We start from the raw sequence: 25,415 nt of genomic DNA on the forward strand, positions 1-25,415 counted from the left end.
AGCGGTGACGACGCTCCATTCGCGGATCGGCTTCGAGGTCGAGCTCCTCGCGCCGCGCGGATCGAGTCGTCGCACCCTGGCCGAGGAGCTCGCCACCCGATCGGGTGGCGAGCTCCTTCCCGTCTGGCACCTGGACAGCGAGCCCGTCCCGCTGGAGTCACTCGGTGGGCGCTTCCTTCACCTGACCCACGGCTTCGAGGTTCGCCGCGCGGGCGGCGAGCAGTTGTGCACGCTGGTCGACGACATCACGATCGCGGCCGACCTGGACCCGACCGCGCCGGCGGCCGACGGCTGGCATCGGCTGTTGACCGACGACATCCGGCTGGCCCGGCTGCTGGACCGGCAGTGTGACCCCGCGGCGGGGATCGAGGCGGTGCTCGACCCGGTCGCGCGGCTGTGGGGTACGCCGGTCGAGACCATCGGCCACATCCGGCGGCTGGACGTCGCGGGTGCGACCGTCGTACTGGCCGCACCGGCCGGGGGCGAGCGGGAGCGGCCCTGCGAGATCGTCACGCCGCCGTTGACCGCCGATCACGGTGACGCTCTTGAGGAGCTGCTCGCGCCGGCTCGTGAGCTCGGTTTCGTCGTACCGCGCGAGGCCGCCATCCACCTGCACGTCGACGGCGCGCCGTACCGGAACCCGGCCGCGCTCGCCAACGTGGTGCGGCTGTTCGGTTACTGGCGGGAGCCGTTGCGCGAGCTGCTCGGGACCAATCCGCAGTGCCGCCGGCTCGCGCCGTTGCCCGACGAGCTGGTCGCGGCAGTCGCCGGGGAGCCGACGTATGACGAGCTGCGCGCGGCGGCGAAGGCGGGCGGGCTCACGAAGTTCTACGACGTGAACCTCACCCAGCTCTTCCGTGACGACCCGATCCGCGACACCCTCGAGATCCGCATCCTGCCCGGCGCGATCAGCGCCGAGGATGTCGTGTCCCGCGCCGCGGTGGTCGAGGAGCTGCTGCAGCGCTGCCTCGACCCGGCCCCGATCGCGCGTCCGCGCGAAAACCCTCCGCCGAGCCCAACCTTTTTGGTCTCTCCCGGCCCCTGAGAGACCAATATCGTTGGGCTCGACATGATCGCGGACCTGGTCGGGCGTTGGCACCGGTTTGTCGAGGCCGGGGATCCGGCTCTTCTCGACGCGTTGCTCGCCGACGACGTCGTCTTCTACTCGCCGGTCGTCTACACGCCGCAACGCGGCAAGGCCGTCACGACGATGTACCTGAAGGGCGCGACGCAGGTGCTCGCGGGTGACGGCGGGGACGGCGCGTTTCGGTACGTGAAAGAGGTGCTCGCCGGGGACAGCGCCGTACTCGAGTTCGAGACCTCGCTCGACGGCAAGTACGTCAACGGCGTCGACATCATCAGGTGTGACGAGACCGGGAAGATCGTGGAGTTCCGGGTGATGCTGCGACCGCTGCAGGCGATCAACGCCGTGCACGCCGCGATGGGTGCGATGCTCGAGGCGCTCGAGGGCTGACCGGATGATCGTCGAGCCGTTCCTCGCTGCCGGGCTCGCTGCGCTCTTCGACGACGGCCTGCCGGCGCCGCAGCCGGGCGAGCCGTTGCCGGCGTACTGGCATCTCGCGGCGTGCGCAACACCGGCCGCGAGCCGCGATCTCGGTGCTGACGGGCATCCCCGAACCGGGATCCTCGTGCCGCCGGCCGACTTGCCCCGGCGGATGTTCGCGGGCGGGTCGCTGCACATCGACCGGCCGCTGGTCGTCGGCGAACGGGTGGAGCATTCGGCGGCGGTCGTCGACACGAGTGACAGGCAAGGCCGCAGTGGGCCGCTGCGCTTCGTGACCGTCGAGCACACCTTCTCCCGGGCGGAAGGCGCAGCGCAGGTCGAGCGGCAGCAGATCGTCTACCGCGCGCCGACCGAGAGCCTGGCGGCGGCTCCCGGCCAGCCGCGACACTCCACACAGGAGCGGCTGCTCACCCCCGGGCCGGGGGCGATGCGCGCGCAGCTTTGCGCGGACCCGGTCGCGCTGCAGCGGTTCTCGGCGCTCACGAGCAATGCGCACCGGATTCACTACGACTACCCGTGGGCCACCGGGGTCGAGGGGTACCCGGACCTCGTCGTACACGGGCCGCTGCTTCTGCTCGCGTTGCTCGAGCTGCTGCGCCTGGACGACCCGCATCGCCAGGTCACCGATGTCGAGTTCACCGCGAGCGCCCCGGTGTTCTGCGGCGAGGAGGTGGAGCTGACCGGTACGCCGGACGGCGACCGCGTCGTCCTCTGCGCGCGCAGTCGCGGCCAGGTCGCGATGACCGCGACCGCCGCCCTCGGTTTCCCGAAGTAGCACACAACTGCCCCGCGGCGGTGCGCTTTGTGGTGGTTTGCCCCGGCCGGCGGAGGACTTCGTGTGCTACTTCGGGGACGGGGGGCGGGTGGTGGTGGCGCGGCGCAGGAGCGCCCGGGCAGTGGCGACCACCGGCGCGTCGACCATGCCGCCGTCGACGACGACCACGCCGATGCCCTCGGCCTCGGCCGCGTCGGCGGCTTCGACCACCTTGCGGGCCCACTGCGCCTCTGCGTCGGTCGGCGCGAAGGCTGCCGCGATCGGCTCGATCTGAGCCGGGTGGATCAGCGCTCGTCCGGAGAAGCCGGCGTGGCGCAACCGGGCGGTCTCGGTACGAAGCAGATCCGCGTCGTGGATGTTCACGCTGACCGGGCCCACCGAACCAGCCAGCCCCGAGGCGGCCGACGCGATCACCACGCCGTCACGCGCAGCCTGCATTGGGCCGGGCAGGGGATCGGCCCCTTTCGACAGATCCGGCGGCAGCCCGAGGTCGGCGCGCAGGTCCTGCTCGCCGAGCTGGAAGAGCGCGACGCGGTCGCTGGCCGATGCGAAGTCGCGACAGCGAAGTACGCCGCGCGCGGTCTCGACCATCAGCATCAGCGGCCGGCGAGCCGATCCGGCGGGCTCGAGCCGGTCCAGGACCGAGCTCATCGCCGCGACCTCGTCGGGCGACTCGACCTTGGGCAGGCAGAACCCTTCGACCAGCGGGTGCATCGCGGCGGCGACGTCGTCAGCCACCGACCCGGCGTTGACGCGGACCCACAGTCGCGGGCGCGGCGCGGCCGGATCGACATCGGCCAGCCATGACGCGAGGCAGTCCCGTGCGGCGTCCTTGCCCGACGCGGACACCGCATCCTCGAGGTCGGCAAGGACCGCATCGGGCCCGGCACTCAGCGACTTGTCAAGCTTGCGGCGCGAGTCGCCCGGGACATACATCCACGTCCGGACGTCGGAGATCCCCATCATCGCAGCGGACCCTAGCGGGCGCACCCGGCGGCAGCTCTCGTCACCCGCCGCCGCTACCGTCGCGCCATGGAGCAGCGCGTCAGCCTCATCACCCTCGGCGTCGAAGACCTGACACGCTCACGCGCGTTCTATGAGGCACTCGGCTGGCAGGGCCAGGAGGTCGAGGAGACCTTCTTCGTGCAGACCGGCGGCAGTGCCGTCGTGCTGTGGGACCGCGGCAAGCTCGCCGCCGACGCGGGAGTCCCCGATGCCGGCAGAGCCACGTTCGGCGGCATCGCGCTGGCCCACAACGTCCGCAGTCGCGAGGAGGTCGACGCGATCCTCGCCGCCGCCGACGCGGCGGGTGCCACAGTGACCAAGCCCGCGGCGGAGACCTTCTACGGCGGGTACGCCGGCTACTTCGCCGATCCCGACGGGCACCTGTGGGAGATCGCCCACAACCCCGGGTTCACCCTCGACGCGGACGGGTCGCTGACGCTGCCGGACTTCGGCGCCTGAGCCGACGTCACATCAGCGGGTCGGGAACCCCGTCGCGCAGGAAGCCGACCAGCAACTCGTTGACGACCTTCGGCTGCTCGATCGGCAGCCCGTGACTTCCGGGGATGACCGCGAGCCGCCCGTCGGGCAGCCGGTCGGCGACCTCGGCGCTGTGGGCGAGGGTGACCTCGTCGCGGTCGCCCTGCAGCACCAGCGTCGGCGCGGTCACGCTGGCGAGGTCAGCCAGGTCGATCTCCGGCTCACTGCCGAACATCGCAAGCAGCTTGTCGCGGACGACCGCAAAGTGCTCAGGGCCGTCGGGGGAGTACGGGTCGTACATTCCCCGCAGGAAGCCTTCGGCCTCCGGTGAGGCGATCATCGACAGCAACGTGCTGCCGGGCACCTTTCCCGAAGAGTTGAAGTACTGCCCGATCAGCACCATCCGGTCCACCAGGTCGGGGCGGCGCATCGCGACCAGCAACGCCACCACCGCCCCGTCGCTCCACCCGACGAGGTGCGCCGCACGGCCGACGACGTCGTCGAGGTAGGAGACGGTGTCCTCGGCCATGAGTCCGTAGGTGATCGGACCGTCGACGTCCGGCGTACGCCCGTGGCCGCGCCGCTCCGGCACGAACACCTGGAACCCGGCGGCCTCGAGGGCCGGCGCCTGCAGCAGCCACGAGTCGGCGCTGGCGAACCCGCCGTGCAGCAGTACGACGGGGTCGCCGTTGCTGCCGTGCACGGCGTGCCAGACGCGTTGCCCGCGGACGTCGAGGTAGCCGGTCTGCTGCGTCACGACTCCTTCCTATCCGCCTATCCGGCCGCGGCGTAGGTCGAGGTGCCGGCCTGCTGCGCGACGTCGACGCGTGCACCCACGCGCCGCGCGCCGGAGCCGCCGACCGCGTGGCCGTCGCGCCAGATCACGACGCCGTCACGGGCGAGGGTCGCGTGCCGGGAGTCGGTCGGGACCGACACGGTGCCGTGCTCACCGGGCGGTGAGTGCACGGTCATCACGAACTCGCCCGTGCGTGGCCGTCGCCACCGCACGCTGATCGGGCCGTGTGGGGTCGGGACCGTACCCTGCGCCCACCGCAGCCCGGCCGGCTGCGGCGACACCTGCCAGCTCGCGAAGCCGGGCGCGGCCGGGCTGACACCGAGCACGTACTCCGACAGCGCCGGTGTCGGGCCGGTCGACCATGCGTGGGCCATGCTGTCCGACACCGCGCCGAGACTGCCGCCCGCGGGCAGCCCGTCGAGCTGGATCCGCTCCCACTCCACACCGCCCGGGTCGTGGTCGACCATGTAGCCCCACTCCTGGCGGATCAGCCCGAGGGCAGCGCCCGCCCGGCCGGTGGCGAAGTCGGCGAGCACGTTGAAGCTGCCCATGTACGGCGAGATGTCGAGCTTGTACGCCGTCGGCGCCGGCCGCGCCGCCACCAGCGGACCGAACCGGGTGTGCAGCTTGCGGGCGAGCACCGCGAGGATCTGGCGAGCTCGGGACCTCCCGGGGATGCCGGCGAGGATCGCCGTCACGTTTGCGTCCTGGACGTAGTTGTCCCGCAGCGTGGTGCCGGCGTCGTAGACGTGTGTCCGCGGGTTCCACAGTTCACGGTTGACCGTCCGCTTCACGGCGAGCGCGGTGTGTCGCCAGGCGCTGGCATCCGTGTGGTCGCCGACCACGTGTGCCAGCTTCGCGGCGTCGTCCAGCGCGAGGACGTAGAGCGCGTTGACGTAGGTCAGCTCGCCGCTGATCATCTCGAGGTTCCACGACGCGTCGTCGGTGGCGTCGACCTTGACCAAACCGTCGGGCGCGGTCTGGGTCGCGTCCCAGCGCATCTGCCGGAGCACCGCTGCCCAGTGAGCGCGGACGAAGGCGGCGTCCGCGGTGAAGCGGAAGTAGTTGTAGACCGCCGGGATCACGGCGAGTGAGTAGCTCGTCGACCAGGTGACGCAGCCGTCGTCGAGCACCAGCGGGTTCGGGCTGCACGCGCCGGGCAGCGGTCCGGGCAGCGCCATCAGTCCGGCGGCCGGGGTGACGAAGCTCGAGGCCGAGGCCGGATGGTCGAGGAACAGTGCGTCGGAGTCGCGGGCGTACACCGGATCGCTGACGTAGTAGTCCGTCAGGTCGGAGATCATGTGGTCCCCGCTCCACACCGCGCGGTCCCGCTTCGCGCCGTCGAGAAGCAGATGGCGGCGGTTGACCTGACCGAGTGCGACCCGGGTGCCCGGCGTCAGCTGGTTGATGTTGAGCGTGTACGCCCCGGCGTACCAGATGCGGTTGAGCAGATCGTCGCTGGACAGGAAGTGTCCGCGCATCCGGCTCGGGGTCTCCCGCAGTGGAGTGAACCGGATGCCGGCGCTGCGTAGCGTGACCGATCCCGGCGTCGCCAACGTCAGTCGTTCATAGCGTTCCCCGCCCTGCACGAGGGTGCCCTCGACCACCCCGGGCGACAGGATCGGGAACACGTCGCTGCGGGCGATGTCGCCGGCTTGGAAGAGGTCGACGCTCGTCGCGCTGTCGACGCCGAGGTTGCGCAACGTCTCGGAGTACGTCGCGCCGATCGAGGTCCCGGACGTCCTGGTGACGTCGAAGGTCGGGTAGCCGCCGACATCCTTGCCGTAGTCGAGCAGCAGCGACGGGGCCGGCCCGCCGACCCGGTAGGTGAGCGTCGTCGCGTCCGCGGTCGTGGGCGTCGTGAGCGCGAGCGGGTCGCTCACCTGACCGCTGACCGACGCGATCGCAACCGGTGCGACCTGTGCCGAGCGCGGTGCCTCGTCGTAGCGACGCCACCCCGGGTCCGTGGGGACCGGCGTCTGCGACAACGCGGCTGCGGTCGGGTACGCCGGGCGGTCGGTCGAGACCGGCCGTGCGGTCGCGGGACTGACCGTGGCGGTGGCGACGGCAGCAGCTGCCGCCAGCAACCCGACGAGGGGCGATCGGCGCACCCGCGAGAGTCTGCCGCAGCGTCCGGTCCGCCCGGTCACGGGGCCGTCACGTCACGGCGACGCGCTGGAACCTAGCGCGGGCGCACCGTGACGGTGACGGTCGCACCGTGCCGATCGCTGACCAGCGTCAGCCGCTGTGCTCCTGGGCGCGAGGTGACGTGTGCGCCCGAGACGTCGGCGCGGTATCCGTTGCGGTAGACGAAACGCGGCACGAAGACGACCGTCGCCGTACCCTTCGCGAGCGTCGCGCCGGGCACCGCGGTCGCGGCGTAGGACAACGTCATCGTCCGGCTGGTCCGGTCGTAGCGGTACCCGCCCGGCGTCCCTGCGATCGCCTGCGGATACGGCACCTCGAACGCGCCCAGCTTCGCCGTCTTGACGTTCGCGAGGCTGCCGGGTCTCGCGTCGTCGCGCAGCAGGCCCTGCCCGGGACAGTTCGCGGGGTCGTCCTTCGCTGCGTAGTACATCCATGCCATCCACGAGGTGTACCGCTCGTCGGCGGCATCGACCATCGCGGCGTTGTCGTCGGTCGCGTCGTTGCAGGAGAACTCGCCGAGGATCGCCGGGACGTCATGACGGGCCGCGAACGACTCGAAGCTGCCGATGCCGTGCCGCTCGAGCGGCTGGCAGGCGGCGTCCGTCGGCTGGACCGCGGTCGCGTCCTGCGTGAGCGGGCAGTAGTAGTGGAAGCTGAACGCCGTCTGCGGGTCGCCGAACCGCGGCAGCGACGGCTGGGCGAGACCGTTCTGCGCGACCCCCTCCGGGAAGATCACGTGGCGGTCGCCGGTCGACCGGATCGCTTTGATGACCCGCCGGTAGAACGCCGCGAGGGGACCGGACTCGAATGCCGGACAGGGTACGAACGGGGCGCACAGTGACTTGGTCCCGGCGTACGGCTCGTTGAACGGGTCGAGTCCGATCAGTGACGGTGCGGCGGGGCTCGCGTCGATCAGCCGTACGACGTGGCGCCACGCGGCAACGAAACGGGTCTGGATGCCGACACCGCCCGGGCCCGGCCGGTTGTCCCAGAACGCCTGGAAGTCCGACAGCAGGTTGTTGCCGAGCGTCGCCCACCGCGGGGCGCCGTCACCGCCGGCCGACGCCGACCAGGCGTCCTGGTGGAAGTCGACGAGGGCATGGATCCGGTGCGCTGCGAGCAGGTCCGCGAACCTGATGAACGTGCGGAGGTAGCGGTCGTCGTAGACCCCGGGCCGCGGCTCGACCGCTGACCAGATGAGTCCGATTCGTACGCCGGTGAACCCGTTGCGCACCAGGAAGTCGGCGTCTTTCGCCGTGAAGTGCGACGGGTAGAACGGCGCGGTCTTGCGGATGATGTCGAACCCGTGCAGCTCGACGACGCGACCTTGTCGGTCGACCAGCCACGAGTCGACCCGCGAGATGTCGGTGCGTGCACCCGGCGAGCGCCGCGCCGCGGTGGCGAGGCTCGGGACCGCGGTGGGCAGCAGCAGTGCGAGGACCGCCCCCAGCGCCAGGCGGGCTGGCCAGGTCGCGCGACGCACCCGGCAAGTCAACACCGGTTGTGGTCCGCGGTCGCGCGATGACCAAAGATGTTTCCCATGAGCGAGATGCGCGTCGTTGCCCTCGGAGTCCACGTTCTCGACGTGCTGGTCCGTCCGGTCGAGTCGATCCCGGAAGGCCAGGGCGGCGCGATCGTCGAGGAGATCCGGATGACCGGCGCGGGCACGGCAGGCGGCACCGCGATCACCCTCGCCAAGCTCGGCGCCGTCGTGCGGTCCGCCGGCGCGATCGGCAACGACCCGCTGGGCGACGCGCTGCTGCGACTGCTCACCGCGGCCGGCGTCGACGTGTCGAACCTCCTGCGGCGCGACGACGTCCAGACCTCCTCCAGCGTGCTGCCGATCCGCCCGGACGGCTCCCGGCCGGCGTTCCATGTGATCGGCGCGAACGGGACCTATCTCGCCGACGACGCGCCCTGGGAGGTGATCGCGGACTCGACCCATCTCCACCTCGGCGGTCCGGAGTTCATGGGCGGCGAGGAGGCGGCGCGCATCCTGTCGTTCGCCCGCGAGCACGGCGTCGTCACGTCGGCCGACTTCCTGGCACCGGGCGAGCAGCTGCGCGACCTGGTCGACTGGGTGGCGCCGATCTTCCCGCTGGTGGACTACCTGTTGCCCAACGACGAGCAGGTCCGGGGGCTGACCGGGCTGGAGTCGGTGGCGCAGGGTTGCCAGGCCCTGGTCGGACGCGGGATCGGGTGCGTCGCCGCGACGGTCGGCGCCGATGGGGCCGTCGTCGCGACCTCGGACGGCGTCGAGCGGGTGCCGGCGTACACCGTCCCGGTCGTCGACACCACCGGCTGTGGCGACGCGTTCTCCGCAGGGTTCCTGCGCGGTCTGTCCCTCGGTCGTGACGTCGCCGCGGCAGCGGCGCTCGGCTGCGCCACGGCGGGCCTAGTGGCCCAGGGGCTGGGCACCGACTACGGCGAGTTCGACCTGGCAACCGCCGACGCCCTCGTCGCCGAAGCCTGACGCGCCCTCACAACCGCGCGAGGACCTCCTCGGCGGCGCGGTAGCCCGAGGAGATCGCACCGTCCATGTAGCCGTTCCAGTACGTCGCGGTCTCGGTGCCGGCCCAGTGCGTGCGCAGGAACGGCGTGGTCAGGTGCGGCAGGAACTCGGTGACGACGCCGGGGGCGACCACGGACACCGGGCAGCCGCGTGACCACTGCTCGGCGGTCCAGTCGTGCTCGAAGTAGGCGATCGGCTCGCGCGCGCGCTCGCCGAACGCCTGGGCGAAGTCGTTCAGCGCGCCGCGACGGCGCCCGACCGGGTCGTTGACGTACTTCCGCCACGAGTGCCCGCCGTGAAAGCCCATCAGCACGCCGGGCGTGCCGGACGTCGGCGTGTTGTCGAACATCTCCGGTACGACGCCGCCGACCTTCAGCGCCATCCAGACGCCCGGGTCCTCGCGCCACCACGGCTTGTCGTAGACGGCGTGGATCTTCATCAGGGTGCCGAGGGTCATCCGCCGCCGCATCGCGTCCTGCACCGCAGGCATCAGCGGATGCCAGACGATGTCGGCGGCCAGCGACGGGGGAGTCGCGACGATGACGTGCTTGCCCTTCCACATGCCCGCGTCGGAGTGGACCGTCACCGAGGTCTTGTCCTGGTCGATGCGGCGTACCGGCGCGTTGAGCACGACCCGTCCGTCGAGGCGGCGGGCGGCCTCGATCGAGATGCGCTGGCTGCCCCCGACGATCCGGCTGTCCTGGGCGCCGCCCTTGCTGGAGATGCCCCGCTCGATCGTGCCGGGCGTCGTGCGGTTGCCGAACCCGGCGACCTGGGCGATCACGTACAGCGCCGACACCTCGGCGGCGGTGCCGCCGTAGGCCGAGTCGAAGAACAGGTCGACCAGCTCGATCGCGGTGTTCGGGTCGACCGCCATCGACCGGACGAGGCTTTCGGCGCTCTGCCGGTCCATCTCCTCGGCCTTGCTCCACCTCCACGGCGCCTCGACGGGGACGTTCGCGGCGTACTGGTCGAGCGTGGTCACGAGCTGGACGAGGTCGACGATGCCGGTCACGCCCGCCGAGGGCAGGTCACCGGAGTACGTCGAGCGGTGGCCCTTCCCGTCGATGTAGACGCTGTCGAGGTCGAGGTAGGCCGGATAGGTCTTCAACCCGAGGTCGCGGATCAGGCCGAGCGCGTAGTCCTGGGTCGGGCCGACGAACTCCCCGCCGACCTCGACCGTCTCGCCGTGGGGGAGCGGGTGGTTCAGGGTTCGCCCGCCGACCCGGTCGCGCGCTTCGAGCACGACCGCCGAGTGTCCCGCCGCGACGACTCGACGGGCGGCCGCGAGCCCGGCGAGGCCGGCGCCGACGACCACGACGTCGGCGCTGCGCGCGCGGGGAGCGGTGACCGCGGCGGCGGCCGCACCGGGCAGCAGCACCGCGCCGCCCGCGGCCGCGGCACCGCCGGCGAGGAGCTGGCGGCGTGACAGCGGTGGGTTGCTCATCTGGTGGCTGCCTTCAGCTCGGCGAGTGAGTCGCGGACCAGCGCGCCGTAGGAGCGCTTCTCGCCCTTCGCGATCCAACGTTCGAACGCGACCTTGAACACGGCGACGCCGGTCTCGGCAGCCAGTGACGCCGCCGGCTCGTCGATCCCGCGCTGCCGGAGCGCTTCGGCGAACGCGCTCGCCAGGTGGCTGAGCTTGATCAGCTCACGTTCCTGCAGCTCGGCGTGGGCGGTGATCACCTGATGGCGCACCCGCGCCAGGTCCCGCGGGGCGAAGATGTCGTCGGCGTGCTCCACGGCCATGACGATCTGGTCCAGCGGCGAGGCCGACGGATCGGTCTTGGCCAGCTCCTCGAGCAGCAGCGCCTGCAGGATCGGCGACCCCGCGAACAACACCTCACGCTTGTCGGCGAAGTAGCGGAAGAACGTGCGTTCGGTCAGCCCGGCGCGCTCGGCGATCTCAGCGACGGTGGTCTTCTCGTAGCCGTGGTCGCGATAGAGCTCGAGCGCCGCGCGCTGGAGGCGTCCCATCGCGTCCGGCTCCCACCGCCCCATGGCGGCAGAGTCTAGGTGATGACAGATCCTGACATCAGGTGTAACGTTCGATGTCAGCGACTGACATCAATAGAGGACATCACATGCGCATCTTCATGACGGGGGCCTCCGGCTGGATCGGCTCGCCGACCACGAGCCGTCTGGTCGCCGCCGGTCACGAGGTAGTCGGCCTCGCCCGAAGCGACACCGCCGCCGCGGCGATCGAGGCGGTGGGAGCTACGCCGGTCCGCGGCGACATCGAGGACCTCGATCTGCTGCGTGCCCAGGCCGCCGAGACCGACGGCGTAGTGCACCTGGCGTTCCGGCACGACGTCGCCTTCACCGGCGACTTCCTGGCCGCGGCCACGAGTGACCGCGCCGCCATCGAGGCCTTCGGTGACGCGCTGGGAGGCAGCGGCAAGCCGCTCGTCATCGCCTCGGGGACGCTGGGGCTCACGCCGGGCGCCGTCGCGACCGAGCGTGACCGGCCGGGCGCCGACTCCAACCCGCGGGCTGCCAGTGCGGCCGCCACTTTGGAGCTGGCCAACCGCGACGTCCGATCGGTGGTGATCCGGTTCGCACCCACGGTCCACGGGGCCGGCGACCACGGGTTCATGGCGACGCTTGTTGCCATCGCGCGGGAGACGGGTGTCTCGGGCTATCCCGGCGCCGGCACGAGCCGCTGGCCCGCGGTCCACGTGTCCGACGCGGCTGAGCTCGTCAGCCGGGCCGTCGTCGCCGCGCCGGCCGGTTCGGTGCTCCACGCGACCGCGGAGACCGCCGTCACCACCAAGGCGATCGCGACGGCCATCGGGGCCCAGCTCGACGTACCGGTGGAGTCCATTCCCGCCGAGCGTGCCGCGCACTTCAGGTTCCTGGCCCCGTTGTTCGGCATGGACTCGCCGGCGTCGAGTGAGCTCACCCGCGAGCTGCTGGACTGGCACCCGACCGGCCCGACGTTGCTCGACGACCTCACCGCCGGTCGCTACACCTGAGCCGACGCGGGCTCCCGGCCGGAGGGCCGGGACTAGCTGGTGGTGCGGCGGGTGCGGGCGGTGGACGTCGGTCGGGTCGCGGCGCGGGCCGTCGTACGACGGCGCAGCGTCGCCGCCACCTCGCCGTCTCGCAGCTGGATCCGTCGCTTCGCGGCGCTCGCCACCTCCTCGGAGTGCGTCGCGAGGATGATGGTGACCCCGGTGTCGACCAACCCGGCGAGCAGCGCCATCACCTCGGCTGCCGTCGCCGAGTCGAGGTTGCCGGTCGGCTCGTCGGCGATGACCACGCGCGGCCGGTTGGCCAGCGCTCGGGCGATCGCGACGCGCTGCTGCTCGCCGCCGGACAGCCGGGATGGCAGGTGGTGCACCCGGTCGGCCAGCCCGACCTGGGTCAGCAGCTCGCGTGCCCGGTCGAGCCGCTCGGGGCGGGAGACGCCGCGCGGCACCATCGCGAGCGCGACGTTCTCCTCGGCGGTCAGCGTGGGGATGAGGTTGAAGTGCTGGAAGACGAACCCGATCTCCTCGCTGCGCAGCCGGGTGAGCTCGGCGTCGGACTCGCGGGAGAGCTCACGGCCGTCGAAGCGGATCGAGCCGCGGGTCGGCACGTCCAGCGCGCCGAGCAGCTGCAACAGCGTCGACTTGCCCGATCCGCTCGGCCCTTCCAGTGCGACCAGTTCGCCGGCGAAGATCTCGAGGGAGATCGAGCGGATCGCCTCGACCGTCACGCCACCCTTGGCGTAGGCACGGCCGACGCCGTCGAGCACGTAGAGCGGCGCCGCTGCGACCGCGGTGGTGGCGCTCATCCGAGGTCCCGCAGGGCAGTCGCCGGGGCGAGCCGTGCGGCTCGCCAGCCGCCGAGGGCGCCGGCTAAGGCGCCGCCGATCAGAGCTCCCAGGAAGCCGAGGACGACGGAGGTCAGCTCGATGGGTGCGGTCAGCGCCACGGAGCCCGTGCTCGATCCGCTGGTCGACTGACCGAACAGCGCGCTCGCGGCTGACGCCCCGACGCTCAGGCCGCTGCTGGTCACCGACAGGCTCGGGCCGACGGCGTCGATCAGGCCGCAGATTCCCGCGCCCAGCGCGATGCCGATCACGCCGCCGAGCACTCCGATCCCGATCGTCTCGGCAAGGATCTGGCGCACGACCAGACCGCGAGACCAGCCCATCGCGCGCAGCGATCCGATCTCGCGGACCCGCTTGGTGATGTTCGACAACGTGAGCAGCACGGCGATCGCGAAGCCCGCCAGCAGGACCACGATGGCCAGCGCCGCACCGAGGTCGTCGGCGAGCTTGTGCGCGTTGGCGAGGCTGCCGCTGACCTGGTCGGCGAGGTCTTTCGAGGTGAGGACCTGCGCGCCGGGCAGGGCCTTGTGGATCGCCGCCGCCACCGCGGAGACCTGGCCCGCGTCCTTGACCGAGACCAGCACCTCGTTGACCCGTCCGGCGCTCGACGACAGCTTCTGCAACGTGGGCAGGTCGAAGTAGAGGTCGGCGACGTTGCCCGTCAGGGTCGGCGACACCAGGCCGACCACGCGATAGGAGGCGGCGTTGATCTTCACCTGCTGACCGACCGCGATCTTGTGGGTGTTGGCGTAGGCGGTGTTGACCAGCACCTCGTCGGCGGCGTGCCCGTCGTACCAGTGGCCCTTGGTGACCTGGCTGCGGGTCACCAGCCCGGAGGTCGGGCTGGCGGGGTCGACGCCGGCGACGGAGTACGTCGTGGTCTTCGTGTCGGTCGACGGCGGGTTCACGACCTGGTGGATGGTCTCGGCCGGGACGACAACGGTCGTGTAGTAGGCGCGGTCCTGGGCGGGCAGGCAGCTCGCGATGACGTCGCTGCTGGCCTTCAGGTGGCTGGTCTTCGACGCTGCTGCGGAGTGCTGGACGCAGGCGAGCGTGCTCTCGAGCTGCGCCACTGTGAAGGAGCTCGGCTTGGCGGCGGTCTTGACGGTCTGCGCCGTCGTGGTGAGCGAGGCCACGATCTTGGGAACCGTGCCGGTCTCGTGGACCGCCGACACCGACAGCGCTCCGACGGCGGAGGTGACGCCGGAGATGTGCGAGACGGCGGAGATGGCCTGGCTCGGGAACGTGATGAGGGTGCCCTGCACGAAGAAGTCGTGAGTGAACTTCGTTCCCGGCGGACCGAGCTTGGCCAGGTCGGTGATCACCGACGAGTTCGCCTGGATCAGTGCCGACTGGTCGGAGGAGTCGAGCTTCGATGCCTCGGCCACCAGGCCTTTGCCGGCGCCGGCGCCGAAGAAGCCGGAGGCGTCGGAGCCGCTCGTGCTGGCCGCCGGTTGCGACGAGGCCGACGCGGACGTCGTCGCGGCGACCGTCCGGGTCACGATCAGGTCAGTGCCCACCGACGACAGCGGCGACAGGACCTTGTTCTGTGCCCGGGAGACGCCGGTGGACACGCCGATGATGGCCATGACCAGGCCGACGCCGGCGGCGAGGCCGAGGGCCGTCACGACGGTCCGGCCGAGGCGGTGCCTCAGCTCCCGCCACATGTAGCTCAGTGCCACGAGTTGCCCGCCCTTCACGCCGGCGTTGCCGGCTCCCGCTGTGAGGTGTCCCGAATCGGGCTCAACCACCACGAACGGTATCGATCAGCGGGACTCGCCTCTACGACGCAAATGCGTCAATTCCCTTTAGTCACAAGGGCTGCGATGCCTAGTCCGAAGTGACTACCGGTTCGGCGACACCGGCAGCGTGATGGTCGTCCCGCCGTCGCCGAGCCGGACGGTGTTCGTCGCCGGCAACAGCGGCTCGATGTCGACGTCGGTCGGGTTCGACAGGCTCACCCGGAACACCCCTGGCAGGGCGTTGGGCATGTTGTACGACGTCAACCGGACCTGGAGCCGGTGGCCGGGCGCGAACCGGTACGCCGTCGGCGCGACCGCGATCTGGTAGCGGATGAAGGTCCCCGGCGTGATGTCGTGCGGGTCGTCGAGGGTCTGCACCGGCTCGATCCGGGTGCTCGCGCGTGCCAGCCGGCGCATCGAGGCGCGCAGCTGCCCCTCGGTCACGATCGACTCGGTGCCGTCGGGCGCGACGTCGGAGATCTTGACGAACCAGTCGGTGTCGGCCGCGCTCGACGCCGCGACGAGGTGCATCGCGATCGGGCCGTCGAGGGTCAACGCGCGCGAGAGCACCGGCGTACGCCACGTGATGCCCTGGTTGTCCTCGAGCCGCTGGTCCAGCGGCAGGTACGGCGAGATCGCGACCGTCCCCTGCTCGTCGAGTGCCATCGACAGTCCCGCGGTCGGGTTGCTGACGAAGCTCTCGGACGTGCGACGCGACGGCCGGGTCGAGATCGCTCCGGCACCCAGATGCATCGTCGTGAACCGGGTCGACCGCAGCGGCCAACGCGTCCCGTCGACGTAGCGGTCGAGCTGCTGGACGTAGACGCGCACTCGCGGCGGCGGCGGCACCGCCCGGTCGCCGTTGAGGTAACGGTCGAAGAAGGCGATCTCGAGAGTCGTCAGGTCGTCGGGGTTCGGCGGGTCGAGGGTGGGCGCGAACTCGTTGCCGCAGCCCTTGTGCGTGCACGGGTCGATGTGGACGAAGGTCGGTGCGCTGCGCCGCTCGAGCGCCTCGTACATCCGCAGGTCGCCCGCCTCGAACGCGTCCCGCCAGCCGTCGAACACGTACACCGGGACGTGGATCCGGCCGACGTGCGTGATCGGCGAACGTGCCTTGTAGAACGCGTCGTCGGTGTTGTGCGCGAGATAGTCCAGCGCGACCGTCCGTCCGCTCGCCTGGTCGAGCTTCGCGCCGATCGTGCCCGGCAGCATTTGCGGCGCGGTGTTGGGCGTCACCAGTCCGGGCGCGCCCTGGACGGCGAGGTACTGCGCATCGAAGGACAGCGACAGGATCCCGCCCGGATAGGCAGCGTCGTTGTACAGATCCGCGAGTGCCTCGTCGGGAGCGATCGCGGCCAGATGCGGCGGGTCCTGCTCGGCGACGAGGTACTGCATGATCCCGAGGTAGGAGCCGCCCGACATCCCGACTTTGCCCGTCGACCACGGCTGGGTGCCGAGCCACTCGACGACGTCGTACCCGTCCTTCGCCTGCCGCGGCGAGAAGTAGTTGCCGTCGAGGTTGCCCCCGCTGCCACCCGTCCCTCGTACGTCGACGACAGCGAGGACGAAGCCGGCCTTGTTGAACGGGCCGGGCACGTCGCAGCCGCACTCGGCGTCGCGGCCGTACGGCGTCATGTCGAGCACCACCGGGAACCTGCCGGGCGCGATCGACGAGCCGTTGGTCGACGGGAAGCTGATGGTGGCGCCGAGCTGGACGCCGTCGTCCATCCGGATGAACCGCTGGATCGTGTACGTCTTCGGGTACGACGCCGGCGTGGCGGCAGCCCGCGAGACCGCGGGGGCGGCCAGCAAGGCGGCCGCGAGCGCTGTGACGGCGAGGGCGATCCGGCGACTGGTCATCGGAGTCAGTTCGCCGTCGTTGCACGCGCGTCCTGCGCCTCGACCGCTCCCGAAGCGGAGCAGCGGCTCCGCTTCCGGTAGCCTCATCGATCCGGAGTGATCGCTCCGGTTGTCGAGGGGAATCTCATGTCTGCGGCCCAGGCCCGCGCGCACCGAAAAGCCACGTTCGCCGTGCTGTCAGCGGCCTCGATCGGCTACGCGCTGTTGCAGTCGCTCGTCGTACCGGTGCTGCCCACGATCGAGCACGGGCTGCACACGTCACAGAACAACGTGACCTGGGTGCTGACCGCCTATCTGCTCTCGGCATCGATCTTCACGCCGATCGTCGGCCGGTTCGGCGACATGTGGGGCAAGGAGAAGCTCCTCGTCGTCGCGCTCGTCGCGCTGCTGGTCGGCTGCGTCATGTCGGCCGTCGCGAGCTCGCTGTTCGTGATGATCCTGGGCCGGGTCGTGCAGGGCGTCGGCGGCGGCGTGCTGCCGTTGGCGTTCGGGATCATCCGCGACGAGTACCCCGAAGAAGAGGTCGCGGGTGCGGTCGGCCTGATCGCGGCAATCATCGCGGCGGGCTCCGGGCTCGGCCTCGTGCTCGCCGGCCCGATCGTGGACGCCCTCGACTATCACTGGCTGTTCTGGTTCCCGGCGATCATGCTGGTCGCCGCGACCGTCGCGGCGCACCTCGTCATCCCGGCCTCGCCGGTGCGGGTGCCGGGCAAGGTCAACTTCCTCGCCGCAGGGTTGCTGTCGGCCTGGCTGGTTGCCGCGCTCATCGCGGTGAGCGAGGCGCCGGACTGGGGGTGGATCTCGGCGAAGGTGATCGGGCTGTTGGTCCTCGGCGTCGTCCTTGCCGTCGGCTGGATCCTGGTCGAGCTGCGCTCGGCGCAGCCGCTGATCGACATGCGGATGATGCGGCTGCCGGTGGTGTGGACGCTGAACCTCGTCGCGTTCATGTTCGGCTTCGGCATGTACGCCGTCATGGGCTTCGTGCCCGAGTACCTCCAGACCGACCCGAGCGCCGGATACGGCTTCGGGCTGTCCGTGACGCACTCCGGCGTACTGATGCTGCCGCTGTCGGCGGTGATGTTCGTCGTCGGCCTCGGCACCGGCAGGTTGACGATCCGCTTCGGCGGCAAGCTCGTGATGCTCGTCGGGTCGATCATCAGCGTGGTGCCGTTCCTCCTGCTGGTGTTCGCCCACGACCACCAATGGGAGATCTTGCTGTCGACCGGTCTGCTGGGCGGCGGCTTCGGGCTGGCCTACTCCGCGATGTCGGCCCTGATCGTCGCCGGCGTGCCGCCGGAGCAGACCGGCGTGGCGAGCGGCATGAACGCCAACATCCGCACGATCGGCGGGTCGATCGGCGCGGCGGTGATGAGCAGCATCGTGACCGCCTCCGCGCATCACGGTTCGCTGCCCACCGAGGCCGGCTACAACCACGGCTTCGCCCTGCTGACCGTGGGCTCGTTTGCGGCGGCCGGCGCCGGGCTGCTGGTCCCGACGGCCCGTCACAAGCTGACCAAGCCCGAGCTCGACCACGCCATGCCGCACGCGGAGCTGGGCTTGGTCGCAGCCGGCACGCTGGTCGGGGACGAGCCCGAATGAGTACGACGATCCTCGCCTGCGAGCGCAAGCAGCTGCGCCGCGACGCGGCCGAGAACCGTGAGCTGCTGCTGGCCGCGGCGGCAAAGGTGTTCGCCGAGCAGGGGCTGAGCGCGGGCGTGGAGGAGATTGCGCGGGTCGCCGGCGTCGGCGTCGGAACCCTCTACCGGCGCTTCCCGAACAAGGACGCGCTGATCGCCGAGCTGGTGCGCGACGTGCTCGAGCGGATGTCGGCACTGGCCTCGGCGGCGATCGAGATCCCGGACGGCGGCGGCCTCGAGCACTACCTCGAGGGCTCCAGCGCCTACCAGATGGAGCATCGCGGCTGTCTGCCCCGGCTGTGGCACACCTCGCCCGACAACGAAGCCCTGGTCCAGCTCCGCGCGAAGATCGCCACGCTGCTCGCCGACGCCAAGCGCCACGGCCGGGTGCGCGAGGAGATCACCGCGACCGACCTCACGATGTTGATGTGGTCGATCCGGGGGGTGATCGAGACGACGCGTGACGTCGCCCCGGAGGCGTGGCGGCGCCACCTCGCGATCCTGGTTGCCGGGTTGCGGCCACCGGGGGAGCCGCTGCACCACAAGCCGCTCACTCGCGCCCAGGTCGACCGGGTCCTCACCGACTCCTAGCCGGCCTGCGCCGCCGGCCCGAGTCCGTCGCAGTCGTGCCGGTCGTCGTGTTCCGGGCGGTCGGCCGGGTAGGGCTGCCGACATGACGCGCGTGGTGATCGTCGGAGCAAGCGGAAACGTCGGGTCGCGGGTCGTCGAGAACCTGCGCAATGCGGGGGTCGATGAACTCGTCGGCGTCGCGCGACGGCCGCCGCGAAACGAGACGGCCTTGTCGTGGGTCGCATGTGACATCGGCCTGCCCGACGCGGCGCAGCGCCTGAGCGCGACGTTCCGCGGCGCTGACGCGGTCGTCCACCTGGCGTGGCAGATCCAGCCGGGTCGTGACACTCATCTGCAGTGGCGTACCAACGTCCAGGGATCCCGGCAGGTGATGGCGGCGGTACGCGGCGCCGGGGTTCCGGCGCTCGTCTACGCGTCGAGTGTGGGCGCGTACTCGGCGGGTCCGAAGAACGAGCCGGTCGACGAGTCGTGGCCGACGCGGGGCACGCCGTCGTCGACCTACGCCTGTCACAAGGCCGCGGTCGAGCGCCTGCTCGACCAGCTGGAGGCGGAGGTCCCGGCGCTTCGGGTGGTGCGCTTCCGGCCCGGCTTGATCTTCCAGCGTGCCGCGGCCAGCGAGATCGCGCGCTACTTCCTCGGTCCGTACGTCCCGCTCAGTGCGGTACGCCGACGGCTCATCCCGGTCGTGCCCGCCTTTCCCCGCCTGGCATTCCAGGCGGTCCACTCCGACGACGTGGGAGCCGCGTTCGCGAAGGCCGTCCTCGACCCGACGGCGGTCGGTGCCTACAACCTCGCCGCCGAGCCGGTCCTCGACGCGGCCGGCCTGGCCGCAGCGCTGCACGCCCGTCCCGTGCCGGTGCCGTACGCCGCGCTGCGGGCCGCTGCCGACGCCGCCTTCCGGTTGCGGCTGACGCCCACGGACGCGGGCTGGCTCGACATGGCTGCCGCGGTCCCGGTGATGTCCTCGCAGCGCGCCCGGGCCGAGCTCGGCTGGGTGCCCCGGCATTCGTCGAAGGCGGCATTCGTCGAGCTCCTCGACGGGATGCACGACGCGGCAGGCGGGGCCACCCCGCCGCTTCGCAAGATGCCCGCGGCCGCGGGTCGGCTGGCCGAGCTGGCGCGCACCGCCGCACACGGCGGACCGGGCTCGGAGAACCCATAGCCGCCGGAACCGGGTGCGCGGTGACAGGCCTGCCAGACTGCGCGGATGGCGGAGCGTGAGAAGGATCAGGTCGCGGTCTACATCGACTTCGACAACGTGGTGATCTCGCGCTACGACGAGTTGCACGGCGAGCGCGCGTTCCACAACGACAACGCCTCGCGCGCGCCGGAGGCGATCGCCGGAAAGCTCGAAGCGGCGCACGTCAACGTGGCGGCGATCCTGGAGTACGCCGCCTCCTTCGGCACGGTCGCGATCTCCCGCGCCTACGCCGACTGGTCGGCGCCGGTCAACGCGGCGTACCGCAACGACCTGGTGCGAGCCTCGATCGACCTGGTCCAGATGTTCCCGCTGTCCGGGACCAAGAACGGCGCCGACATCCGGCTCGCCATCGACGTGATCGACGACCTGTCGCGCTACGACTACGTCAACCACGTGCTGATCGTCGCGGGGGACTCCGACTACGTATCGCTCGCACAGCGCTGCAAGCGACTTGGTCGCACCGTGGTCGGCGTCGGCGTCGCGGGGTCGGTCGGCCGGTACTGGCGTACTGCGGTGGACGTGTTCCGCGTCTACGACCAGCTTCCCGGTCTGAACGCCTCCGCGCCCGACGCCGGGGCCAAGCCCAAGAAGGCGGCGAAGACCGCGACGAAGAAGGCGACTGACAGCAAGCCGGCCGCTCGCAAGACCGCTACCAAGAAGCCCGAGCCGCCCTACGCCCAGTTGCTGCGGCGCGCCATGTCGCTGCAGGCCGAGCGCAGCGCCGACGGCTGGGTGACCGCGTCCGGCCTGAAGAACCAGATGCTGCGCCTCGACGCCGGCTTCGACGAGAAGAGCGAGGGGCATCGGTCGTTCACCGAGTTCCTCGCGGCCTACCCGGGCGTGGTCGAGACGAGGACGGTCAACCAGGTCCTCTCGGCGAAGCTGAAGGACGGCTAGAAGACGTAACCGCGTTCGCTGATAAGATAATGCGATGGCGGCGGTCGGCGCAGACGAACTTGCTGGTGTGCTGCTGCGCCGCGCCCGGCGGCGTCGAGAGTGGAGCCAGGCTGAGCTGGCACGACGGGCGGGAGTGCCCGCCAGCCAGCTCTGTGCTTACGAGACGGGCGCCAAGCAGCCCGGCGTCGCGACCCTGGCGCGGATCCTCGAGATTGCCGGTGCCGGGCTCGGTCTCACCGACTCGCGTGCCGAGCGTTACCGCCAAGCTCAGGAGCTCGCGGACGTGCTCGCGTTCGTCGATGCCATGCCGCCGAGCCCGAGCCGAGAGGCGCCGCCGACGTTCCGGCAGCTCCTGGCGTCATGACGTCGTTCGTCGACAAGATCCTGCACGTCGACCGCGCGCTCGACGACGCTGAGATCGAGCACGCGTTCGGCGGGGCGATCTGCCTCGGCTACCACACGGACTCGCCGCGGGCGACGGTCGACATCGACCTGAACATCTCGCTGGTGCCCGCCGAGGCAAGGCTGGCCTTGCAGTCGCTCCCGCGAGCCGTGGCCTGGGACTCGGCTGACGTCGAACAGATCGAGCGTGATGGTCAGGCCAGGGTCTTCTGGGAGCACACGCCCATCGACCTCTTCTTCCCGCAGCACGAGTTGCATGAAGCGCTGCGCGAACGCGTCGAACGCGTTCCGTTCGGTGGCGCGACCATCCCGATACTGTCGGCGACCGACTTGGCGGTGTTCAAGGCGTTGTTCGACCGCCCGAAGGACTGGGTCGACATCGCAGAGATGCTGTCGTACGGCGAGGTCGACGCAGCGGCGGTTCGCAAGTGGCTGGTTCGCATGATCGGCGCGAAGGACCGACGCGTCGCCAAATGGGACTCCGCGCTGACCTGACGGAACGGATCGCCTAGCGGCGACGCAGCGAGGCGTCGGTCAGCCACGGCGGGTCGTAGCCGCGATCCTCCTCGAGCAGCGTCACGCCTGGCGGCACGATCCCGTCGATCGCATCGAGGATCTCCTCGGACAGCTGGACATCGACCGCACCGAGCTGGCTGTCGAGCTGCTCCATCGTCCGTGGGCCGATGATCGCCGCGGTCACCGCCGGATGGCGGATCACGAACGCGAGCGCCATGTGGATCAGCGAGATGCCGTGGCTGTCGGCGAGCTCGCCGAGTGCGTCGGCCGCGTCGAGCTTGCGTTGGTTGCCCGGCAGCGACAGGTCGTAGCGCGCCGGCAGCAGCGCCGATCGCCGGCTCTCGTTCTTCTCGTTGGACTTGCGCCACTTTCCCGACAGCCAGCCCCCCTGCAGCGGGCTCCACGGGATGACGCCCATGCCGTACTGCTGGGCGACCGGGAGCACGTCGCGTTCGATCCCGCGGGCGAGCATCGAGTACGGCGGCTGCTCGCACACGAACCGTTCGCGGCCGCGGTCGCGGGCGACGTACTGCGCTTCCACGATGCTGTGCGCGGCGAAGGTGGACGTGCCGAGGTAGCGGACCTTGCCGGCGCGGACCAGGTCGGTCAGCGCGCCGAGGGTCTCGTCGATGTCGGTGTCGACCCGTGGCCGGTGCACCTGGTAGAGGTCGATGTAGTCGGTCTGCAGCCGGCGCAGCGAGTTCTCGACCTCCCGGACGATCCAGCGGCGCGACGTGCCCTGCTCGTTGGGGTCGAAGCTCATCGCGCCGTGGAACTTCGTGGCGAGGACGACGTTGTCCCGCTTGCCTTTCAGCGCCTTGCCGACGATCTCCTCGGACTCGCCGGAGGAGTACATGTCGGCGGTGTCGATGAAGTTGATCCCGGCGTTCAAGGCCCGGTCGATCATCCGGATCGACTCGTCATGGTCGGGCTCGCCCCACGCCCCGAACATCATCGCGCCCAAGCACAGCGGGCTGACCTTCACACCGGTACGACCGAGTACGCGCATCTCCATGGCCTCACCCAACCACGCGCCCCGCCCCTCTCCGGTGATCTTGACGCTTTCGGCCTGAAGACGCCCGCAATCCGCCGATTACGTCGACCTCGGCGTCCTGGGAGCCGACCCGGTTGATCTGCCGGAAACAAATCCGCCATACCGTCAAGGGGTCATCGACCGGGTCGTTCGACGCCTCGGGCACGCAACGGAACGCGCACTAGGGGAGATCTGCATGGCTGGCAACGCCGTACGACGGCAGGCAATCGAGGCGTTGGCGGCCTACGTCCCGCCTCCCGTGACCTTCTCGCTCGACGAGGAGCCGGGGGCGGTCTTCGGCGAGAACGTGTTCAGCAAGGCGGTCATGCAGAAGGTGCTGCCGAAGGCGGTCTACAAGTCCGTCATGGCCACCATCGACCAGTCCCAGCCGCTCGACCCGACCGTCGCGGACGCGGTCGCGGTCGCGATGAAGGACTGGGCGATGAGCAAGGGCGCGACGCACTACGCGCACGTGTTCTACCCGCTGACCGGCCTCACCGCCGAGAAGCACGACAGCTTCCTCGAGCCCAACGGCGACGGTACGGCGCTGGCCGAGTTCTCCGGCAAGACCCTCACCCAGGGTGAGCCGGACGCGTCCAGCTTCCCCAACGGCGGGATCCGCTCGACGTTCGAGGCCCGCGGTTACACCGGCTGGGACGTCACCAGCCCGGCGTACATCCTCGAGAACCCGAACGGCAACACGCTGTGCATCCCGACCGTGTTCGTGTCGATGACCGGTGAGGCGCTCGACCACAAGACGCCGCTCCTGCGCTCGCAGCAGGCGATGGCCAAGCAGGCCGAGCGGGTGCTGAAGATCTTCGGCCACGACAACCCGGATGCCGTCGTCTCCTTCGCCGGTCCGGAGCAGGAGTACTTCCTGGTCGACCGCCACTTCGTGCTGGCCCGCCCGGACCTGCTCAACTCCGGCCGCACCCTGTTCGGGGCGAAGCCGCCGAAGGGCCAGGAGTTCGACGACCACTACTTCGGCGCGATCCCCGATCGCGTGCTCGCCTGCATGTTCGACGCGGAGCGGGAGCTGTTCAAGCTCGGCATCCCCGCCAAGACCCGCCACAACGAGGTCGCGCCCGGCCAGTTCGAGATCGCTCCGGTCTTCGAGCGCTCCAACATCGCCTCCGATCACCAGCAGCTGCTGATGACGACCATGAAGAAGGTCGCCAACCGGCACGGCATGGAGTGCCTGTTCCACGAGAAGCCGTTCGCCGGCATCAACGGCTCCGGCAAGCACGTGAACTTCTCGATCGGCAACGCGTCGCAGGGCAACCTGCTGCTGCCGGGTGACACGCCGCACGACAACGCGCAGTTCCTCGTGTTCTGCGCGGCGGTGATCCGCGGTGTGCACAAGTACGGCGGGCTGCTGCGCGCGGCGATCGCGTCGGCCGCGAACGACCACCGGCTCGGTGCGAACGAGGCGCCTCCGGCGATCATCTCGATCTTCCTCGGCGAGCAGCTAGCGGATGTCTTCGACCAGGTCGCCAAGGGCGGCGCGACGTCGTCGAAGGAGAAGGGGACGCTGACCATCGGCGTCGACACCCTGCCGGTGCTGCCGACCGACCCGGGTGACCGCAACCGAACGAGCCCGTTCGCCTTCACCGGCAACCGGTTCGAGTTCCGCGCGGCGGGCTCCGGCCAGACGATCGCCAACCCGATGACGACGATCAACACGATCCTCGCCGAGGCGCTGGACTACATCGCTGACTCCCTCGACGCCGCTCTCGCTGCGGGCACGGAGTTCAACGTCGCGGTGCAGAAGCTGCTCGAGGAGATCATCACCAACCACGGCAACGTGGTCTTCAACGGCAACGGCTACTCGGAGGAGTGGCAGGTCGAGGCCGCGGCGCGTGGCCTGAAGAACCTGCGCACGACGCCGGACGCGCTGCCGGAGCTGATCGCGCCCGAGTCGCTGGACCTGTTCTCGAAGTACGGCGTGTTCAGCGAGCGCGAGATGCACAGCCGCTACGAGATCGGACTGGAGCAGTACGTGCTGAGCGTCGGTGTCGAGGCGCGGACGGTGCTGGAGATGGGCACGACGACGATCCTTCCGGCGGCGGTCCGCTACCAGACCGAGCTGGCCTCCAACGTGGCTGCGCTGAAGGCGGCCGGAGTCGAGGCTGACGTGTCGGCGCTGAACGAGGTGACCGGGCTGATCACCTCGCTGCGCGCGGCGCTCGGCTCGCTGTCGGACGCGCTCGCGCACGAGGCCGATGACGACCTGCTCAAGCACGCGCTGCACTCCCGCGACGCGCTGCTGCCGGCGATGCTCGAGGTCCGGACGGCGGCGGACGCGCTGGAAGGCATCGTGGCCGACGACCTGTGGCCGCTGCCGACCTACCAGGAAATGCTGTTCATGCTGTGACGCTTCGCGTCTGAAGTGAACACGACGAGGGCCCGCGGCGATTCGCCTGCGGGCCCTCGTCGTGTGTGCGTGCCGCGGGAGCTAGGAGGCTTCGGCGACCGCTTTGA

Annotated in this window: 23 protein-coding genes; 13 read left to right on the forward strand and 10 right to left on the reverse strand. The window is 70.5% G+C overall.

Annotated elements, in window-relative coordinates:
* Window positions 1–4 precede the first annotated feature (4 nt).
* Genes VG899_16760 through VG899_16770 form a run of 3 tightly spaced genes read left to right on the forward strand, consistent with a single transcriptional unit; the run spans window position 5 to window position 2,300 of the window.
* The gene (locus tag VG899_16760) at window positions 5–1,045 is read left to right on the forward strand and encodes an amidoligase family protein (protein HWA68017.1); all 1,041 of its coding nucleotides are present in this window, start codon (window positions 5–7) and stop codon (window positions 1,043–1,045) included.
* Between the two features lie 24 nt (window positions 1,046–1,069).
* Window positions 1,070–1,474, forward strand: coding sequence for a nuclear transport factor 2 family protein (locus tag VG899_16765; protein HWA68018.1), 405 nt, complete (start codon window positions 1,070–1,072; stop codon window positions 1,472–1,474).
* Between the two features lie 4 nt (window positions 1,475–1,478).
* Window positions 1,479–2,300, forward strand: a complete 822-nt coding sequence (locus tag VG899_16770; protein ID HWA68019.1) for a MaoC family dehydratase N-terminal domain-containing protein — start codon at window positions 1,479–1,481, stop codon at window positions 2,298–2,300.
* 66 nt (window positions 2,301–2,366) lie between these two features.
* Here the strand turns inward: VG899_16770 and VG899_16775 are convergent, their stop codons facing one another.
* Window positions 2,367–3,266 carry a CoA ester lyase gene (locus VG899_16775; GenBank protein HWA68020.1) on the reverse strand — a complete coding sequence of 300 codons (900 nt, stop codon included), beginning with the start codon at window positions 3,264–3,266 and terminating at the stop codon, window positions 2,367–2,369.
* Between the two features lie 66 nt (window positions 3,267–3,332).
* Between VG899_16775 and VG899_16780 the strand changes: the two genes are divergently transcribed.
* Window positions 3,333–3,764 (forward strand): VOC family protein, encoded by a 432-nt coding sequence (locus VG899_16780; GenBank protein ID HWA68021.1) that lies wholly within the window; start codon window positions 3,333–3,335, stop codon window positions 3,762–3,764.
* 7 nt (window positions 3,765–3,771) lie between these two features.
* Here VG899_16780 and VG899_16785 read toward each other — a convergent pair whose 3' ends face one another.
* From VG899_16785 to VG899_16795, 3 genes are all read right to left on the reverse strand, one after another.
* A complete protein-coding gene (locus tag VG899_16785) occupies window positions 3,772–4,539 on the reverse strand; it encodes an alpha/beta hydrolase (GenBank protein ID HWA68022.1) in 768 nt (255 codons plus the stop codon).
* 17 nt (window positions 4,540–4,556) lie between these two features.
* Window positions 4,557–6,689, reverse strand: a complete 2,133-nt coding sequence (locus tag VG899_16790) for an alpha-L-rhamnosidase C-terminal domain-containing protein (protein HWA68023.1) — start codon at window positions 6,687–6,689, stop codon at window positions 4,557–4,559.
* A gap of 71 nt (window positions 6,690–6,760) precedes the next feature.
* Window positions 6,761–8,209: a cellulase family glycosylhydrolase gene (locus VG899_16795; GenBank protein HWA68024.1), complete on the reverse strand. Its 1,449-nt coding sequence runs from the start codon at window positions 8,207–8,209 to the stop codon at window positions 6,761–6,763.
* A 57-nt stretch (window positions 8,210–8,266) separates the two neighbouring features.
* Here VG899_16795 and VG899_16800 point away from each other — a divergent pair, with 57 nt between their 5' ends.
* The gene (locus VG899_16800; protein HWA68025.1) at window positions 8,267–9,199 is read left to right on the forward strand and encodes a PfkB family carbohydrate kinase; all 933 of its coding nucleotides are present in this window, start codon (window positions 8,267–8,269) and stop codon (window positions 9,197–9,199) included.
* A gap of 7 nt (window positions 9,200–9,206) precedes the next feature.
* Here the strand turns inward: VG899_16800 and VG899_16805 are convergent, their stop codons facing one another.
* Both VG899_16805 and VG899_16810 read right to left on the reverse strand, forming a co-directional pair.
* Entirely contained in the window at window positions 9,207–10,685 is a 1,479-nt protein-coding gene (locus VG899_16805; GenBank protein ID HWA68026.1) for an FAD-dependent oxidoreductase, read from the reverse strand.
* A complete protein-coding gene (locus VG899_16810) occupies window positions 10,682–11,239 on the reverse strand; it encodes a TetR family transcriptional regulator (protein ID HWA68027.1) in 558 nt (185 codons plus the stop codon). The genes VG899_16805 and VG899_16810 overlap by 4 nt, the downstream gene beginning before the upstream one ends.
* Before the next feature lie 83 nt (window positions 11,240–11,322).
* On the opposite strand from VG899_16810, the gene VG899_16815 reads away from it, so the two are divergent.
* The gene (locus VG899_16815; protein HWA68028.1) at window positions 11,323–12,213 is read left to right on the forward strand and encodes an SDR family oxidoreductase; all 891 of its coding nucleotides are present in this window, start codon (window positions 11,323–11,325) and stop codon (window positions 12,211–12,213) included.
* Window positions 12,214–12,245: 32 nt separating this feature from the next.
* Here VG899_16815 and VG899_16820 read toward each other — a convergent pair whose 3' ends face one another.
* From VG899_16820 to VG899_16830, 3 genes are all read right to left on the reverse strand, one after another.
* Window positions 12,246–13,016 carry an ABC transporter ATP-binding protein gene (locus VG899_16820; GenBank protein ID HWA68029.1) on the reverse strand — a complete coding sequence of 257 codons (771 nt, stop codon included), beginning with the start codon at window positions 13,014–13,016 and terminating at the stop codon, window positions 12,246–12,248.
* Entirely contained in the window at window positions 13,013–14,806 is a 1,794-nt protein-coding gene (locus tag VG899_16825; GenBank protein ID HWA68030.1) for an FtsX-like permease family protein, read from the reverse strand. Before VG899_16825 ends, VG899_16820 begins: the two co-directional genes overlap by 4 nt.
* Before the next feature lie 93 nt (window positions 14,807–14,899).
* Window positions 14,900–16,657, reverse strand: coding sequence for a CocE/NonD family hydrolase (locus tag VG899_16830; GenBank protein HWA68031.1), 1,758 nt, complete (start codon window positions 16,655–16,657; stop codon window positions 14,900–14,902).
* Window positions 16,658–16,783: 126 nt separating this feature from the next.
* On the opposite strand from VG899_16830, the gene VG899_16835 reads away from it, so the two are divergent.
* The 6 genes from VG899_16835 to VG899_16860 all read left to right on the forward strand — a co-directional run bounded on the left by VG899_16835 (window position 16,784) and on the right by VG899_16860 (window position 21,880).
* The gene (locus tag VG899_16835) at window positions 16,784–18,256 is read left to right on the forward strand and encodes an MFS transporter (GenBank protein HWA68032.1); all 1,473 of its coding nucleotides are present in this window, start codon (window positions 16,784–16,786) and stop codon (window positions 18,254–18,256) included.
* A complete protein-coding gene (locus VG899_16840; GenBank protein HWA68033.1) occupies window positions 18,253–18,885 on the forward strand; it encodes a helix-turn-helix domain-containing protein in 633 nt (210 codons plus the stop codon). The genes VG899_16835 and VG899_16840 overlap by 4 nt, the downstream gene beginning before the upstream one ends.
* Window positions 18,886–18,967: 82 nt before the next feature.
* Complete coding sequence (locus VG899_16845) at window positions 18,968–20,047, forward strand: NAD-dependent epimerase/dehydratase family protein (protein HWA68034.1); 1,080 nt, start codon at window positions 18,968–18,970, stop codon at window positions 20,045–20,047.
* Between the two features lie 45 nt (window positions 20,048–20,092).
* Window positions 20,093–20,983 (forward strand): NYN domain-containing protein, encoded by an 891-nt coding sequence (locus VG899_16850; protein HWA68035.1) that lies wholly within the window; start codon window positions 20,093–20,095, stop codon window positions 20,981–20,983.
* Window positions 20,984–21,017: 34 nt separating this feature from the next.
* Entirely contained in the window at window positions 21,018–21,347 is a 330-nt protein-coding gene (locus VG899_16855) for a helix-turn-helix transcriptional regulator (GenBank protein HWA68036.1), read from the forward strand.
* Window positions 21,344–21,880: a nucleotidyl transferase AbiEii/AbiGii toxin family protein gene (locus VG899_16860; protein ID HWA68037.1), complete on the forward strand. Its 537-nt coding sequence runs from the start codon at window positions 21,344–21,346 to the stop codon at window positions 21,878–21,880. The genes VG899_16855 and VG899_16860 overlap by 4 nt, the downstream gene beginning before the upstream one ends.
* 13 nt (window positions 21,881–21,893) lie before the next feature.
* Here the strand turns inward: VG899_16860 and VG899_16865 are convergent, their stop codons facing one another.
* A complete protein-coding gene (locus VG899_16865; GenBank protein HWA68038.1) occupies window positions 21,894–22,916 on the reverse strand; it encodes an aldo/keto reductase in 1,023 nt (340 codons plus the stop codon).
* Between the two features lie 214 nt (window positions 22,917–23,130).
* Between VG899_16865 and VG899_16870 the strand changes: the two genes are divergently transcribed.
* Entirely contained in the window at window positions 23,131–25,308 is a 2,178-nt protein-coding gene (locus tag VG899_16870; protein ID HWA68039.1) for a glutamine synthetase III, read from the forward strand.
* Window positions 25,309–25,415 lie beyond the last annotated feature (107 nt).

The organism is Mycobacteriales bacterium (assembly GCA_035550055.1).
GTDB lineage: Bacteria > Actinomycetota > Actinomycetes > JAFAQI01 > JAFAQI01 > DASZTV01.